The organism is Mucilaginibacter ginkgonis, assembly GCF_009754905.2.
GTDB classification, from domain to species: Bacteria; Bacteroidota; Bacteroidia; order Sphingobacteriales; family Sphingobacteriaceae; genus Mucilaginibacter; species Mucilaginibacter ginkgonis.
Genome location: NZ_CP066775.1, coordinates 3,246,196 through 3,262,208, shown reverse-complemented (window position 1 = coordinate 3,262,208; position 16,013 = coordinate 3,246,196). Strand labels below are relative to the sequence as shown.

Annotated in this window: 15 protein-coding genes; 6 read left to right on the top strand and 9 right to left on the bottom strand. The window is 44.5% G+C overall.

The window, feature by feature from the left end:
* Nucleotides 1-9: 9 nt before the first annotated feature.
* Nucleotides 10-1,236: a glutamyl-tRNA reductase gene (gene hemA / locus GO620_RS15160; protein WP_157524606.1), complete on the bottom strand. Its 1,227-nt coding sequence runs from the start codon at nt 1,234-1,236 to the stop codon at nt 10-12.
* Nucleotides 1,237-1,383: 147 nt separating this feature from the next.
* Here hemA and GO620_RS15155 point away from each other — a divergent pair, with 147 nt between their 5' ends.
* Nucleotides 1,384-1,797 (top strand): DoxX family protein, encoded by a 414-nt coding sequence (locus tag GO620_RS15155; RefSeq protein WP_157524605.1) that lies wholly within the window; start codon nt 1,384-1,386, stop codon nt 1,795-1,797.
* Here GO620_RS15155 and GO620_RS15150 read toward each other — a convergent pair.
* From GO620_RS15150 to GO620_RS15120, 7 genes are all read right to left on the bottom strand, one after another.
* On the bottom strand, nt 1,794-5,153 hold the full coding sequence (locus tag GO620_RS15150; protein ID WP_157524604.1) for a glycosyltransferase: 3,360 nt from the start codon (nt 5,151-5,153) through the stop codon (nt 1,794-1,796). The two genes, GO620_RS15155 and GO620_RS15150, sit on opposite strands and share 4 nt — an antisense overlap.
* 78 nt (nt 5,154-5,231) lie before the next feature.
* Nucleotides 5,232-5,375: a FeoB-associated Cys-rich membrane protein gene (locus GO620_RS15145; RefSeq protein WP_157524603.1), complete on the bottom strand. Its 144-nt coding sequence runs from the start codon at nt 5,373-5,375 to the stop codon at nt 5,232-5,234.
* A gap of 62 nt (nt 5,376-5,437) precedes the next feature.
* Complete coding sequence (locus tag GO620_RS15140; RefSeq protein WP_198173539.1) at nt 5,438-5,818, bottom strand: VOC family protein; 381 nt, start codon at nt 5,816-5,818, stop codon at nt 5,438-5,440.
* Between the two features lie 77 nt (nt 5,819-5,895).
* Nucleotides 5,896-6,819, bottom strand: coding sequence for a ribosome small subunit-dependent GTPase A (rsgA, locus tag GO620_RS15135; protein ID WP_157524601.1), 924 nt, complete (start codon nt 6,817-6,819; stop codon nt 5,896-5,898).
* A gap of 24 nt (nt 6,820-6,843) precedes the next feature.
* A complete protein-coding gene (locus GO620_RS15130) occupies nt 6,844-8,091 on the bottom strand; it encodes a multidrug effflux MFS transporter (RefSeq protein WP_157524600.1) in 1,248 nt (415 codons plus the stop codon).
* A 64-nt stretch (nt 8,092-8,155) separates the two neighbouring features.
* Complete coding sequence (locus GO620_RS15125; RefSeq protein WP_157524599.1) at nt 8,156-8,509, bottom strand: type II toxin-antitoxin system PemK/MazF family toxin; 354 nt, start codon at nt 8,507-8,509, stop codon at nt 8,156-8,158.
* Entirely contained in the window at nt 8,502-8,759 is a 258-nt protein-coding gene (locus GO620_RS15120) for a hypothetical protein (RefSeq protein WP_157524598.1), read from the bottom strand. Before GO620_RS15120 ends, GO620_RS15125 begins: the two co-directional genes overlap by 8 nt.
* Nucleotides 8,760-9,004: 245 nt before the next feature.
* On the opposite strand from GO620_RS15120, the gene thrA reads away from it, so the two are divergent.
* A complete protein-coding gene (thrA, locus tag GO620_RS15115; protein WP_157524597.1) occupies nt 9,005-11,455 on the top strand; it encodes a bifunctional aspartate kinase/homoserine dehydrogenase I in 2,451 nt (816 codons plus the stop codon).
* The gene (locus GO620_RS15110) at nt 11,455-12,393 is read left to right on the top strand and encodes a homoserine kinase (RefSeq protein ID WP_157524596.1); all 939 of its coding nucleotides are present in this window, start codon (nt 11,455-11,457) and stop codon (nt 12,391-12,393) included. The genes thrA and GO620_RS15110 overlap by 1 nt, the downstream gene beginning before the upstream one ends.
* Here the strand turns inward: GO620_RS15110 and serS are convergent.
* Complete coding sequence (gene serS, locus GO620_RS15105) at nt 12,390-13,661, bottom strand: serine--tRNA ligase (protein ID WP_157524595.1); 1,272 nt, start codon at nt 13,659-13,661, stop codon at nt 12,390-12,392. The genes GO620_RS15110 and serS overlap by 4 nt on opposite strands.
* 117 nt (nt 13,662-13,778) lie before the next feature.
* On the opposite strand from serS, the gene rsmI reads away from it, so the two are divergent.
* The 3 genes from rsmI (at nt 13,779) to GO620_RS15090 (ending at nt 16,010) form a co-directional block, all read left to right on the top strand.
* On the top strand, nt 13,779-14,453 hold the full coding sequence (gene rsmI / locus GO620_RS15100; protein WP_157524594.1) for a 16S rRNA (cytidine(1402)-2'-O)-methyltransferase: 675 nt from the start codon (nt 13,779-13,781) through the stop codon (nt 14,451-14,453).
* Nucleotides 14,454-14,455: 2 nt separating this feature from the next.
* Entirely contained in the window at nt 14,456-15,049 is a 594-nt protein-coding gene (locus GO620_RS15095) for a GNAT family N-acetyltransferase (protein ID WP_157524593.1), read from the top strand.
* 187 nt (nt 15,050-15,236) lie between these two features.
* Complete coding sequence (locus GO620_RS15090; RefSeq protein ID WP_157524592.1) at nt 15,237-16,010, top strand: IclR family transcriptional regulator; 774 nt, start codon at nt 15,237-15,239, stop codon at nt 16,008-16,010.
* Nucleotides 16,011-16,013 lie beyond the last annotated feature (3 nt).

Sequence of the window (16,013 nt, the reverse complement as noted above, 5' to 3'; positions counted from 1 at the left end):
AGAAAGGATCTAGTTATTATTGATGAGGATCTCTTTGGCCATTACCATGGGTACGCTGATGTACTTTTTTTCCATGTAATTGATCACCTTTTCTAATATCTCGCGCGATTGTTGGTCAAGCCCCTGTACTTCGTTTGCGAAAACCGTATTCAACGCGTTGTGGCGTATTTCTTTGATCTTCTCCGGAACGCAGCGCATGGCTACTTCAACACGACGAAGTTTTAATTGGGGAATAAATTCGCTGATATTCTCCTCAATGATACGCTCTGCATGAACCAATTCTTCATAGCGCTCCTGCATATTCTTTTTGGCTACTTCTTTGAGCGAGCGTACCTCGATATAGTTAACCGGGAAATTTAGGATAACCTCGGGATCAACGTCATTAGGGATGGCAAGGTCAACAACCGTCTTTTTATCTGTTTCGCCCTGAAGCAATGACGTATAAATTTCTGTAGTGATAACCGGCTGAGTAGCAGAGGTACAGGTTATAATAATATCAAAACCTTGTTTGTAGTTCTTTAACTCCCCGATAGTATAAGCAATACCATTAAGATCCGCTGCCAAAGCCTGCGCTTTTGACAACGTACGGTTAAACACCACAAAGTTTGAGTACTTGTGCTTTTGCAAGTACTTAGAAATATTTTGGTTGGTTTCGCCGGCACCGATAATGAGGATACGCGCGTTTGCCGAAAATTTCAACTCCTTTAGCTTGCGATAAGCCAAAGAAACAACCGATATAGGGTTCTTAGAAATATTAGTGTGCGTGTAAACTTCTTTAGCAGCCTTAACCACGCAGTTCATCACCATACGTAGATAGTCGCCGGTAAGGCCTGCCTGGCGGCAGCCTTCATAAGCTTTGCGCAACTGTGCCAGTATCTCCTTTTCGCCAACTATTAAACTTTCCAGCGAGCATGAGGTACGCAGCAAATGGTTCAACGCGTCATGATCTTCATAAATAGCGGCGGCGTCTAAAAACAACTCGGTATAGCCCGGGCACATGCCAATGTTCAAGGCATGGAAAAACTTGCGGGCAAAATCACGATCGATGGTTTGTTCTGTAGCCATTACAAAAGCTACGCGGTTACAAGTACCCAGGTAAAATATTTCGGGGATGCCAAATTGCTCTTTTACACGCTGCAGCTTCTCGGTCAAATTTTCCTGGCAGATCACTAGTTTTCCCAGTTCCTTCAGTTCAATTTGTTTGTGTGTAAAAGCTATTACCTTTAGATATTTCAATTTGGCTTACAATTTGACCCAACAAAATTACATTACCGCTTTAGATGGTATGTCAACACTTTGTCAAAGGCATTTAATTTAGAACGATTACAAATAGACATCTAAAACTTGTTTTAAATCAACCAATCATAGCTTTTCAAACAGTCCATGAATCGACCTAAGCAAGTCAGCCTTATTATAACCATCGTCTTTTATATCGGTGCCGGCATCAATCATTTTGTTCACCCTGATGGATATATCAGCATCATTCCGCATTATATTCCATACCCGGTAACCATGAATTACATGTCCGGCGCGTGCGAGATCGTATTCGCGATTTTGGCTATTTTCAAAAGTACCCGCCCAACAGCCGGCTGGCTTATCGTGTTAATGTTAGCCGCTTTTATACCTGTACACGTGACAATGGCAGTGGATTCGCCACTGCATTTAGGCAAGATCTTAGTAACCCCATTTTGGGCATGGGTAAGGGTTTTATTTCAGCCGGTATTAATGTACTGGGCTTGGTGGAGTACCCGCCTCACCCCAACCCTCCCCGAAGAAGAGGGAGTTTACGTTCGCTAATTCGGCGCAGTTTGCTTAACGCTCACATTACCCGTGCGCTTTAAAACGCCCCAGGCACTTAGTTCGCCTTTCATGGCCTTACGTACAGATTTAAACAGTATGTAATACATTAGCTGCCGCCAGATAAATCGCTGCGGAATGATATAAAGTAATTTGCCGTACTTTTCGCGCTCCAGGCGGAAGGCAATTGCCGCTACAATACAATCGATCACAATGAAGGCGATATAATACGCGAGTATCTTGAACGGTTTATCGCTGAAAAGCCCGAATATCATCATTAAGTCGGCCAGCGGTGAAAAGAGCGGCAGGATGATCTGGAATATCAAGATGTTGGGCATACCTACCATGCCAAAGAATTTGTATTTCTTATTCAGCAGGGCGTCTTTATTTTTCCAGAAACTTTGAATAACGCCAAAACTCCAGCGGAAACGCTGTTTTAACAATGCGTCCAGTTTCTCAGGCGCCTCGGTATAGGCCACAGCTTCGGCACAATTGCGTACGATGTAACCTTGTTTTAGAATGCGCATCGTAAGGTCGCAATCCTCTGCCAGCGTATCTGTAGTAAACCCACCGGCCCTGTAAATTGCCGATTTGCGGAATGCCCCGATAGCACCCGAAACGACTGTAATGCTATTCAGCAAGTCAAACGCCCGGCGGTCCATATTTTGGGCGGTGATATATTCTATCGATTGCCATTTGGTAACCATGTTATTCTCATTACCCACCTTTACAGTACCTGCCACAGCGCCCACATCCTCACCCTCAAAATAAGTCATCAGATGATAAATCGAATCGTTTTTGAGCTGCGTATCCGCATCTATACAAACCACATAATCGTGCCTTGCGTGGTTGATACCAAAGTTTAACGCTGATGCTTTACCGCCGTTTGGTTTGGTTAACACCTGTACGGAAGGATGGTTACCGTATGCCGCTTCTACAATAGCGAATGTTCTGTCCTTAGATCCATCGTCAATAAAAATGATCTCCAGTTGCGGGTATTCCAGCTTCAATAAACTTTCGATCGTCTTTGTAGCAGTAACCTCTTCATTATAAGCCGGAACGATGATACTTACCGGCGGGTTTGTGGTATTTGCCAGCCTTTCGGGCGTAGTCTTTTTATCTTCATAGCGCTGCCTTAACGCTAGTATGCCTATCATAATGATGCGGCCTACGGCCAGGAAGATAGCCAGATAAAACAAGTAGGTGATGAAGATATTACCCACAAAATACCCGGTGATAAAAAAGTTATACAACCTGCCGGTAATGCCGCTGTTCGCGTCATCCCTTATGGGCGGCATCAGGTTTTCTTTAGATGTATGGATAACATCCGCTATGGTTGTAAACTGATAGCCGTGCGTTTTAAAATAATGAATGATGCCCGGCAGTGCTTTTACCGTCTCTTCCCGGGTGTCTCCGCCGGCGTCATGCAGCAAGATCATCGAGCCTTTGTCGCGCAATTTAATTGTACGTGCAAGAATGCTGTCGGCAGTAACACCGGGCTGCCAATCCCATGGGTCTATCGATTCACCAATGGTAATATAGCTTTGGCGGCGGCTTTCTGCTACCGGTATAACCTCTGCCAGTGTTTGAGGTTCGGCATCTGCATTGAATGGCGGACGGAACAATATCGTACTTCGTCCTGTCACAGATTCTATAAGCCTGCGGGTAGCATTCAGCTCCAGGTTTACACGGGGGATGCTAATGGTTGATATATCCGGGTGGAAAAATGTGTGATTGCCTATCTCGTAACCCTCATCAAACTCCCTTTTAAGGATCGGGATGTTTTTTTCGGCCATTACACCTACCACAAAGAACGCTGCGGGCACATTTTCTTTCTTTAAGATGTCAAGGATGCGCGGTGTAAAATCCGGATCGGGACCGTCATCAAATGTAAGCACGACTTTTTTTGGTGCCGAACCGTAACGGCGGATCACATACTTAGTAGGCAGATCTACGTACCGCTGATTGGTAATAGTATACGTAGACGTATCCATCGTTACCGCGATAGTGCCTGTCTTAGGTCGTGTAATCAAATCCAATACTTCACCATCGCCATCATAATCAATCCGGTTATTTAACCCGACTGTTTCCAGGCGTTTAATATCTACGCCCGTTTTACGCAAAGAGTCTGTCGACAGGTTTTTTTGAAAGAAGGTCCACAACCGGGGATCTTCGGCACCTAAACGCCAAAGGGCAACCCCACCGGTCGCCCAATCGTCCGCCATGCGGATGACATTGAAATTGGTGGCCGCGTCAGTAAAATATATATTGTGATCAAGCCCGTCTTTATCTGTATAGCCAAAATGCAGGTTGGCCGAAGACGGATCATAGACAACAGTTTTATTATTTTCTTTAGCCGTGCTTACCGCCTGCTGATAGCCTATAGATTTACCTACGCTGCTTTGAGGCCAATCATACCCTCCACCCGCTACAGTTAAAATAACCTTGTTACTTGGCACCTGATTGCAAACCCTGTCAAGAATTTCCTCTACCCAGTGTTGGTTAGATATGTCGCCCGCGTTGCTGCTTTCGTTGTGCTGGTCTATCGCCATCACAAACAGAAAGTCGTTTATTTTTTGAAGTGTGGGCAAGTCATATTGGTCGTCCTCCGGAATAACATTTTGCGTAACTAAAAATCCGGCGTTATGTAATGTATTATAGAGCTCTGTTTCAAACGCGATAAAGTTTTTGTCCTTGCGGTTAAGGATATCGTCCAGCGTAAGGTTAACGCCACGCAGTTTGTATTTTGAAAGCTGGCCTAAAATGCTGTTGATAAATGTCGACCGTAGTTTTTTTGTTTTAACGATCCGCATAACATCCTTGCTGTCAAAGCCGCCTAATGAATCTACGTAATTTGATAGCGACATTACAATTGGCTTGTGATACTTCTTGTTGATGTTCATCAACCCGGTATCTATCACCGCGCGAATAGTGTCGGCATTAGGCTTTACATAAAAACCTTCGGACACTACCATATCCAGGCGGCCAATATGATCTACCAATGAGTTATAAGCCTGCGGTTCCCAGGCCCGGTAAAAGCCGGCATTAATGCGGTCTTTATTATTGGGCTGTTTTAACTGATGCAGTTTCCGGGCGCGGGCAAGGGCATGTATTTCTTCGACCTTAATTTTAAAATCTTTAAACTTCTTAGATCGCTTTAACTGGTCAAGCTCTTCTTTGCTGAATTTTTTCGCAACCGGATCGAGGTTTGGCAGGCTTGGATAAGTGGTAGAAGTGATAGCAACTATTGAAGCGATAACCGCGCTGACAATGAGAATGATAATGGCCCTGCCCGACCATTTAAAGCGGTTCCATCTGCTTGGGTTATCTGATTGAAATATCTGCTTCTCAGCCATTAATGAACTAAACTTCTGCGAAAGTTAAAGGTTTGCCCTGAATATTTAATGAATAAGTAACGCCCTGACAATTAAGCATCAAGGTTTGATATCAGAAAAATCGACGCCGCATTTGCAGTTTCCACCGCAAGCTTTCTTCGCGGTCATGCTCTTATACATAAGCCTTCCGATATAAAAGACAGCCGCGCCAAAAAGCAATATGATGATAATGGTCTGTACCATGGTGTTGTAACAGCTATAAACGCTTAAGGTGATGCAAATATTGTAAAAAATTAACTGACGTGTTACACAGACGTTACCCACCAAATATTACCGACCGGGTCTTTAATACCTGCGCTGCGGCCGTAAGGCATATCATTTGGCGGCATAACAGAAATGGCGCCTTCATCTAAGGCAACTTGGTATACAGTGTCGCAGTCATCTACATAAATAAACATACCGGCAGTTTGCGGCGGGTAGTTGTCTGTGCTATCTGCCAGCATGATCACGCTTTGGCCGACGGTGAGTTCGGCATGCTGAATGGTAAATTCGTCGCGCATGTGCCGTTCGCCTTTTTCTTGAGCGCCGAAAACCTTTTTCATAAAGCTGATGAACCGCAATCCGCTGGGAACGATCAGGTAAGGCATAATTTGCTGGTAGTCTCCGGGGAAGTTTACATTTTTCATGGCTTGCATGGTTGGTTAATAACATTATTGAATTAGCAGATTAATCTTCGTTCACATATGCATATCAATGCCTTACATCAACTCCTTGTATCGTTGCCATTGTAAATGCTCAAGTAGCTTTCATATCGCGAAGGCTCGATCTCACCATCTTCTAAAGCTGCCATAACTGCACAACCAGGCTCGTTAATATGCCTGCAATTATTAAAACGGCAATCGTTCATACGCTCGCGCATCTCAGGGAAGAAGTGGCCTAATTCCTGCTGTTCAATATCTATAACGCCTAACTCCCGAATACCCGGCGTATCAATGATGAATCCTCCGCTGGGTAGCTCAAACATTTCGGCGAAAGTAGTGGTGTGCATGCCTTTGTCGCTCCAGTCGGATATTTCGTTGGTACGCAAGGCCAACTCTGGTAATATGGCATTCATCAGGCTTGATTTACCCACTCCGGAATGCCCGCTAAAAAGACTTATCCTATCTTTCATCTCTTCTTTTAGCTTGGGTATGTTGGTACCTTCCAGGGCTGACACTTCGAAACACGGATAGCCAATGTTTTCGTAAATGCTTTTGTAATCAGCTAGTATTTCTAATCCTTCATCGCTAAAGAGATCAAGTTTGTTAAACACCAACTTAGCGGGGATATCATAAGCCTCGGCTGTTACCAGGAAGCGATCGATAAAGCCTAATGAAGTTCTTGGCGATGCCAACGTAACCACCAAAAATGCCTGGTCCAGATTGGCAGCGATGATCTGCGCTTGCTTGGAAAGGTTTACCGATTTACGGATAATATAATTCTTACGATTATAGAGCTTGGTGATCACGCCAGTGTCCTGGTTACGTTCCAATTCTATATCTACCCGGTCGCCAACGGCAATAGGGTTTGTGGTGGTAATGCCTTTGGTCCTGAACTTGCCCCGGATGCGGCAATCTACAGTTTTGCCGTCTGGTGTTTGCACGCGATACCAGCTGCCTGTAGATTTAGTAACAACACCATTAAGCATAATGGCAATATTAACTAAAAAATGCTAATGGGTTACTACAGCGCCATCGTCGGGCGCTTCTAAATGCTTAATCCCGCTGGTGCCAATAAAATAAATAAGCACCGCAATTATACAAGTGCTTAACATTAAAGCTGGAATAGGCACAAGTGTTTTAAAGCTAACCAGACCGGTTAAGGCCGAAATAGCACCTGCTATGCCTATCTGAATAAAGCCCAATAGAGCAGATGCACTGCCTATGTTGCTTTTAAACGGTGCCAGGGCTATTGCTGACGAATTAGAAGCCAAAGAACCCAGCGTGCCCAGCATCAATAAAAACATACCAATGGCACCGTACATGCCCAGCCAATCGTTCCACTCGGCAATTAGAAATATTACAGCGATGCCAACCTGCACCAACATGGCAGTTTTAAATATCTGGCCGCTCGAGAATCGCTTAAGAAAAACGATGTTCATGCGGTTGCTGGCAATAAAACCGAAAGACAACAATGTAAAAATCAGCCCAAAAGCCTTCGGACTTAGTTTATAGTGGTCCATGAAAATGATTGGCGAAGCAGTTACGTAAACAAAGAGGATCGCGAAAGCAAAATTACCCGCTAACGTAAAGGTTATGAACTGACGGTTGCAGAATATCTTCCAGAACGTAGTGATGATCGGTTTAGGTTTTAAAGAAACAGTTTTATCCGGAAGCGCGGACGGTGGCAAGAAGAAGATCACCAGCGCGATCAATACCAAAACAACGAATATCAATATCGCGAATACCCATTGCCAGCCGGCCACAGAAGCAACAAGCCCCCCAAGCGAGGGAGCTGCTAATGGAGATATTCCGATAATCAACATGATAGTAGAAAATATGCTGGCGCTTTCCTTCACCGGATAAAAATCGCGAACCATGGCTAGCGCGGCTACAGCAGCAACGCTGCCGGTAAGGGCCTGCATAAAGCGATATGTTATAATTTCTTCAACGTTATGCGCCGTCATGCAAAGCACACTCGAAACGATGTATAAGCCTAAACCAAAATACAGTGGTCGGCGGCGGCCGAAACGGTCTACGATGGGGCCATAAATAATCTGCCCGATAGCCATGCCCGCAAAGTAACTGGAGATAGAAAGGGAAACCTGGTTTATAGTAGCGTGCAGATCTTGCGCGATATCTTTAAATGCGGGAAGGTAAAAGTCTATCGAAAAAGGATCGATGGTAGCGAGCAAACCCAGGATAAAAATGATTAGGGTTTTGTTTCGTCTTGCTTCTGCGATATCGGCTGAGGTAGTCATGCTGTGCAAAGGTAAGATATGACAAGTGTGAAAACGTTGCCGCAAGAAAACTTATGAATTTGGTTTAATACAGATTTAGCACTGCCCTTAGTGTCTTTTGCACCTGTTTAATTTTGTCGTCGCTTAAACGGCCTATACGCTTTTCTAATCGGGTATTGTCTATCGACCTTATTTGATCACAAATGATATACGAATCTTTTTCAAGACCGTTAATATCATCAGGCTTTACAGCGATCCTTAATGCCGTGACACCCTGCCTATGCTGTGAAGAAATACCGCAAATGATTGTTGATACATGATATGCGTGGTTTAACAAGTCAGCCTGTAACACCAAAACCGGGCGTGTTTTTCCAAGTTCAGTACCATCAGCTTTACGCAAGTCGGCTATCCAGATATCAAACTGCTGAATTTTAGTCATTGAAATGCTTTTCCATGTCTTCTTCAGCAGCGCTTTCAAATTCGGCGTTTAGTTCTTTGTCCGGATCATATTTATTCAATAAGCCTACTTCTTCAGCGATTTGCTTCTCAAAACTTAAGCGATCTTGTAAAATGTTATATTCTTCTATTGCTTTTTTTATATAAGATAGCCGGTTAACCTTTTTCGCTTTTACTTGCTTTTCTGTTTCTTCAAACAATTTGTCGTCAAGTTTTAATAGAATACTCTTCATGATATATAAAATTAGATATACGAATGTATATATGCAAGCTTATTTAAAATATACCTTGCTATTTTAATGTTTATAACCTTACTTAGCAGCGCAAAAGCAAATGACTATTAACAACACCATCACCTGGATTATTATGACCACATGCACAAAGCGTGGAGGAAGATAACCCTATGGTATAAATAAAATAAAAACCAACAAGGCGCCTTCCTCCACAAACGAGGAAGGCGTTTTTGTTTAAAATACTTATGAAAGTTTTAAAATTCGGTGGTACATCAGTAGGATCGGCAGAAAGTATCAATACACTGATAGACATCCTAAAAAGAGAAAGTCAGGCAGAACAAAAGCCCGTGTTTGTATTGTCGGCTATGAGCGGAATCACAAATCTCCTTGCAGAAACAGCAGAACAGGCCGCACTTGGCGAGAGTTTTACCGGCAGACTGGCCGATCTGGAGATCCGCCATTTCGACGCGGTTAAAAAACTGGTTGACATCCACAACCAAAACCCGTTGCTTACCAGGTTAAAGATCTACTTCAATGAGTTAGAGGATTTATTTCAGGGGGTATTAACACTGCGCGAACTGACACCCAAAACCCGCGACTTGATATTAAGCTACGGCGAAAAATGTTCGGCGTTGATGGTGAGCCGCATAGCGTTACAATCCGTACCGGGTGCATTATTTGTTGATGCAAGCACGCTGGTAAAAACAGATAGCAGCTTTGGACAAGCAAAGGTTATTACCCAATTGACTGATTTGCTGATTCAGGAATTCTACCGCGAAAACACCGACAAGACACTCATTGTAACGGGATTTATTGCCAGCGACGATGCCGGCAATATCACAACTCTTGGCCGCGGCGGCAGTGATTATACGGCAGCCTTATTTGGCGCGGCATTAAATGCAGAGGCTATAGAAATCTGGACAGATGTAAACGGCATGATGACGGCTGATCCGCGCATTGTTAAAAAAGCTTTTTCGCTGACGGATGTTACTTACACAGAAGCGATGGAACTATCCTACTTCGGTGCAAAGGTTATTTATCCGCCGACTATGATTCCGGCATTTCTGAAGCAAATACCGATTGTTATTAAAAACACCTTCGAGCCGGAGTTTGAGGGAACTGTGATCAGCGGTAAAGCGCAGCCATCGGGTCATCCGATAAAAGGTATATCCTCCATCAATCAAATCAGTGTGATAAATCTCACAGGTAGTGGCATGGTAGGCAAAGCGGGTTTTAGCGGCAGGTTATTCTCGCTGCTGGCGCGCGAACAGATCAATGTAATATTGATCACGCAATCATCGTCCGAGCATACCATAACTTTTGCCGTTCACCCGGCAGATGCCCCGAAGGCGAAGGCGCTAATCGAGCAAGAATTTGAGTTAGAACTATTAGCCAAGAAATTAGAGGCTGCGCATATTGAAGATGATTTGGCAGTACTAGCCGTTGTAGGCGAAAATATGAAACAAACACCGGGCATGTCTGGCAAGTTGTTTCATGCACTTGGCCGTAACGGGGTTAATGTAAGGGCGATAGCGCAAGGATCGTCGGAGTATAATATCTCTGTGATCATATCTGCTAATGCTTTGTCAAAGGCATTAAATGCCGTGCACGACGCGTTCTTCACAGAACTTAATAAAACGTTACACGCCTTTTGCCTTGGTACAGGAAATATTGGTAAAACGCTTTTCAAGCAACTATACAACCATAGCAAACAGCTGCGCGAGAAAAATAAAATTCAGGTTAAGATTGCCGGCATTAGTAATAGCCGTAAAATGACCTTCAATGCCGAAGGCCTATCCTTGCAAAACTGGGAACAAAACCTGAACGAAAAGGGCGAAGCCGCAAATATAGACGAGTTTTTTGACCGCATGGTAGGTATGAATTTGCCCAACTGCGTGTTTGTTGACAATACAGCCAGTCCGTTACCGGTTGCTTTTTATGAGCGGGCCTTTAAGGCGAATATTTCGGTAGTCACCTGTAATAAGCTGGCAAACTCATCAGGGTACGCGCAGTACAGAAACTTTAAGGACACCGCAATACAGCGCGGGGTAGATTTCTTTTACGAAACCAACGTAGGTGCGGGTTTACCAATTATCAGCACATTAAAAAACCTGATGGTGAGCGGCGACCATGTACAACGCATGGAGGCTATTCTTTCGGGCACCATATCTTTTATTTTTAACAATTTCAAGGGGGATGCCAGTTTTCATGATGTGGTTAAAATGGCACAGGAAGCTGGCTATACCGAGCCCGACCCAAGAGATGACCTTCGTGGTACCGATTTTATGCGGAAAGTGCTGATCCTTTCGCGCGACTCCGGCTATCCAATGGAAGCAAGTGATATACAGATAGAAAACATCCTGCCGCAATCGTGCCTTGATGCTCAAACTGTCCCCGACTTTTACGCCGCCTTAAAAGCGGAAGATGCCTATTTTAACGAATTGAAGGAACGTGCCGAACGCGAGAAAAAAGTGTTGCGCTACATTGGCAAGCTGGAGAACGGCAAAGCGGTGATCAGTTTGCAAATGGTAAATGAAAATCATCCGTTCTATATGATGTCGGGAGCGGACAACATTATTGCATTCACAACAGATCGTTATTATGAACGGCCAATGGTAGTGAAGGGACCTGGTGCGGGAGCAGAGGTAACCGCGGCAGGCGTATTTGCCGATTTGATAAATGTGGGGGCAAATTAATGGAATCGGTTCATGTTTTTGCACCGGCTACCGTAGCCAATGTCGTTTGCGGCTTCGATATTTTGGGCTTCGCAGTTGAAGCACCAGGCGACGAGGTGGTGATGCGAGTAACCAGCAAACCCGGCATCATTATAAGCAAAATAACCGGCGACAATGGCCGGCTGCCGCTTAACCCCGAAAAGAATACAGTAAGTGTAAGTGTACGGCATTACTTACAAAGCGTTGGTCGCAATGATCTTGGCCTGGATATAGAACTGCACAAAAAGATGCCAATTGGCAGCGGATTAGGTTCCAGTTCGGCAAGTACTGTAGCAGGACTCTTTGCAGCTAAAACTTTATTGGGCGATACCCGGGATGCAGCAGAGTTGCTTCCGTTTGCTATTGAAGGGGAGCGAATGGCTTGCGGCCACGGTCATGCCGATAATGTGGCACCCGCGCTAATGGGGGGCTTTGTATTGGTACGCAGTTACGAGCCTTTAGAAGTTATCCGTTTGCCTTTTCCTAAAGACCTGTACTGCGCTATCATCTTTCCCGAGGTAGACGTACCAACCCGCGAGGCCCGGCAGATCATCCGTAATAAGGTAGCACTTAAAGACGCGGTTACACAATGGGGAAATATCGCAGGATTAATGAGTGGTTTATATACCAACGACATCGACCTGATGGGCCGCAGCATGCAGGATGTGCTCATAGAGCCCGTACGTGCCATGCTGATTCCGGACTTTTATAAAATGCGCGAGATAGCCATGGACAATGGGGCGGTTAGCTTCGGCATTTCAGGATCAGGGCCATCTGTATTCGCATTCACAAAAGATGCCAATACTGCACATAAAATCACACAAAATATCCAACAACATTTGGCGGATATCAAAATCGCTTCGCAAACTTATGTTTCCGGAATTAACGGTGTTGGACCGAAAATTTTAGGACAGCACTAGTCGATCCACTCAAACCGGGTATACGGCACCAGCACCTCAGGTATTTTTATACCTTTTTCTGTCTGGTTATTTTCTAACAAAGTAGCAACAATACGCGGCAAGGCAAGTGCGCTGCCGTTCAAAGTATGGGCTAACTGGGTTTTACCTTCCGCGTTACGGAAACGCAATTTTAAGCGGCTCGCCTGAAAGGTTTCAAAGTTTGATACTGACGAAACTTCCAGCCAGCGTTGTTGCGCGGCGCTCCAGGTTTCCATATCAAAAGTAAGTGCAGATGCAAAACTCATGTCGCCGCCGCATAGCCTAAGCACGCGGTATGGTAACTCCAATTTTTTCAGCAAGCCTTGCACATGTTGGCTCATTTCTTCTAATACCTGGTAAGAATCGTCCGGATGAACTACCTGTACAATTTCTACTTTATCAAACTGGTGCAAACGGTTTAATCCACGCACGTGTGCTCCATAAGAACCCGCCTCGCGACGAAAGCACGGTGTATAGCCGCAATTCTTAACCGGCAATTCTTCGCCTTTAAGAATTACGTCACGGTAAAGGTTGGTAATTGGCACCTCGGCAGTAGGTATCAGATACAAATTATCCTGCCCTACAAAATACATTTGCCCTTCTTTGTCAGGCAATTGCCCGGTACCAAAGCCAGATGTTTCGTTAACCATTAATGGAAGCATACGTTCAGAGTAACCTGCTTTTTCAGCCTCGTCTAAAAAGAACGCAATCAACGCGCGCTGTAATTTTGCGCCTTTACCTTTATATACAGGAAACCCTGCGCCGGTGATCTTAACCCCTAACTCAAAATCTATAAGGTCATATCTGGCCGCCAGTTCCCAATGTGGCAAAGCGTTCTCCGGAAGATTTGGTTTCTCGCCATGCTCATAAGCCACTTCGTTTTCTTCCGGGGTTTTACCGTTGGGCACAGAACTGTGCGGCAGATTAGGTAACAATACCAGTTTTTGCTGCAAGTCTTGTTCTATCTGCATTAACTGCTCGCCAAGCGTTTTTATCTCCTCTTTGAAGCTGCCTGTTTTAGCTTTGATGGTTTCGGCTTCTTCTTTTTTGCCGGTACGCATCAAATCGCCGATTTGTTTTGCGGCCGAGTTAGCTTCTGCAGAAATAGTATCCAGTTTGTTTTGGGTTTGTTTGCGTTGGTCATCCAGGGCAATAACCTCGTCAACCAATTGGATGTCTTTAAAATTTTTAACCGCCAAACGTTCCAAAACCTGTTCCCGGTTTTCGCGGATATAATTAACTTGCAGCATTGTCTCTATTTTGAAAGGCAAAGATATATATTCAGTTAGCGGTTTTCAGTTGTCGGTTGTGAGATTTTCCGCTGCGACAGATCTGATAACAGGCAACACCCAACTGACAACCGAACTATGAACGGCAAACTCTATCTCGTCCCAACACCTATTGGCAACCTGGAAGACATGACGTTTAGGGCAATCCGCATATTAAAAGAATCCGACATTGTTCTGGCTGAAGATACCCGCACTTCCGCACCATTGCTTAAACATTTTGGAATAGAGAAAAGAGTGTTTGCCCATCATCAGCATAATGAGCACCAATCATCAAATGAGATCGTCAGGTTTTTAAAAGAAGGCAAAAACGTGGCATTGATCTCTGACGCAGGAACGCCCGCCATTTCTGATCCCGGCTTTTTTTTAGTGAGGGAGGCTTTAAAGAATGAGATCGCGGTTGAGTGTTTACCGGGGGCTACGGCGTTCGTCCCGGCATTGGTCAATTCCGGGTTTCCAACAGATCGCTTTTGCTTCGAAGGATTTTTACCTGTAAAAAAGGGGCGTCAAACCAAATACAAGCAACTTGCAGAAGAAGAGCGTACCATCATTCTATACGAATCGCCGCACAGGCTGATTAAAACACTCGAAGAGTTTGCGACGTATTTTGGGCCGGATAGAATGATTTCTGTTTCGCGCGAGTTGACCAAGATGTTCGAAGAGACAGTACGTGGCACAGTTGAAGAAGTAAAGGTCTATTACGATACCCACCCGGTAAAGGGCGAGTTTGTGATCTGCATAAAAGGGAAAGACTAAATATGAACCTGGATTGTAGCCAACAATATATTTTAGAAGACGAGCGCGTTTTGTTGCGTCCGCTGGAGTGGGAAGACATTGAACACCTGCGCCATTTTGTTGTTGAAGAGCCTGAAATCTGGAGGTTTTCCTTGATGGCGATCAATTCTGTTGATGACCTGACGGAGTATGTCAATATTGCTGTACAAAATCGTGCGAAAGGTCTTGAATATCCTTTTATTGTTTTTGATAAGGCAACGCAACAATATGCAGGCTGTACCAGGTTTTATGATATTCAAAACATACATTCAACTTTACAATTGGGCTACACCTGGTATGGCAAAAACTTTCAGGGCAGCGGTTTGAACAAACACTGTAAATATCTCTTGCTGCAATTTGCATTTGAAACTTTAGGGGCCGAAAGACTCGAGCTAAGGGCCGATTCCAAAAACGATCGAAGTATAGCCGCCATGAAAAGTATTGGCTGTACTGTTGAAGGAATTTTGCGCAGTCATATGCTTAAACCGGACGGTTCACGCCGGAATTCGATCGTTCTGAGTATCCTTAAGGATGAGTGGATATCAAGGATAAAGGCTTTGCTGCAAACCAGACTTTAAGGCAAAAAGTGTTTTTTATTCCGTAGTCCGTAATTCTTAGTTCACATATTGAATACACAGATTGTTTGACATACGTTTTTGTTATAAAAAATGTTTCATGCACTTTGAAATATAATTTTGAGTTGCGAAATTTATGGTCAGATTGTGAACAAACAGTCTAAAATACTATAGCCGCTCCGAATTAAGTATGACACCATCGCAAGGCACTCAAGCGCTCTCGAGAGCGTTTAAAGTTTTAAAAATCGTTGCACAAAATGGCGGCGAAGCCACATTAAACCATCTTATTACTAAGAGCGGTCTTAACCGCACAACTACTTACAGGCTGGCTATGGGCCTGGCGGCTGAGGGTATGTTAAGAAGTGTTAGCGGAAGTTTTGTTTTAGGCCCCGAATGCTACATGCTTGGCATAATTGCAAACCAATATTACGGCATAAACGGCTTGGCTGCTGATGCGGTTAGCAGGCTTGCCCTGAAAAGCGGCGATTCGGCATTTTTCTCTTTGCGCAGCGATCGCTATTCTGTGTGCCTTTTACGCGAAGATGGCGACCATCCTTTAAAAACCATGTCGCTACAACCCGGCACACGGCATCCTCTTGGAATAGGCGCCGGCGGTATTGCTATTCTTGCCGTTTTGCCGGATAAAGAAATAGACGAGATACTTTACGCGAATACAGAAATAATGCGCATAAGCTACCCTAACTTTACTGCAGGAAGTATCAAAATAGCTGTGTCTGACGCGCGCGCGAAGGGTTATTCCTTTAACAAGGGAAAGCTTACCCCGGGCTCATGGGGTATAGGCGTAGACATTAAAGACCCGCGCGGAAATGTTTTAGGAGCGCTTAGCATCTCAGCCGTGCTGATGCGTTTGCAGGAAGAACGTCAAAAAGAGTTAAGCGCTTTGCTGCACAAAGAAAAACTGCTTCTCGAAGAAAAACTGCGTCAGGCCGAATCGCCAAGGTAACCA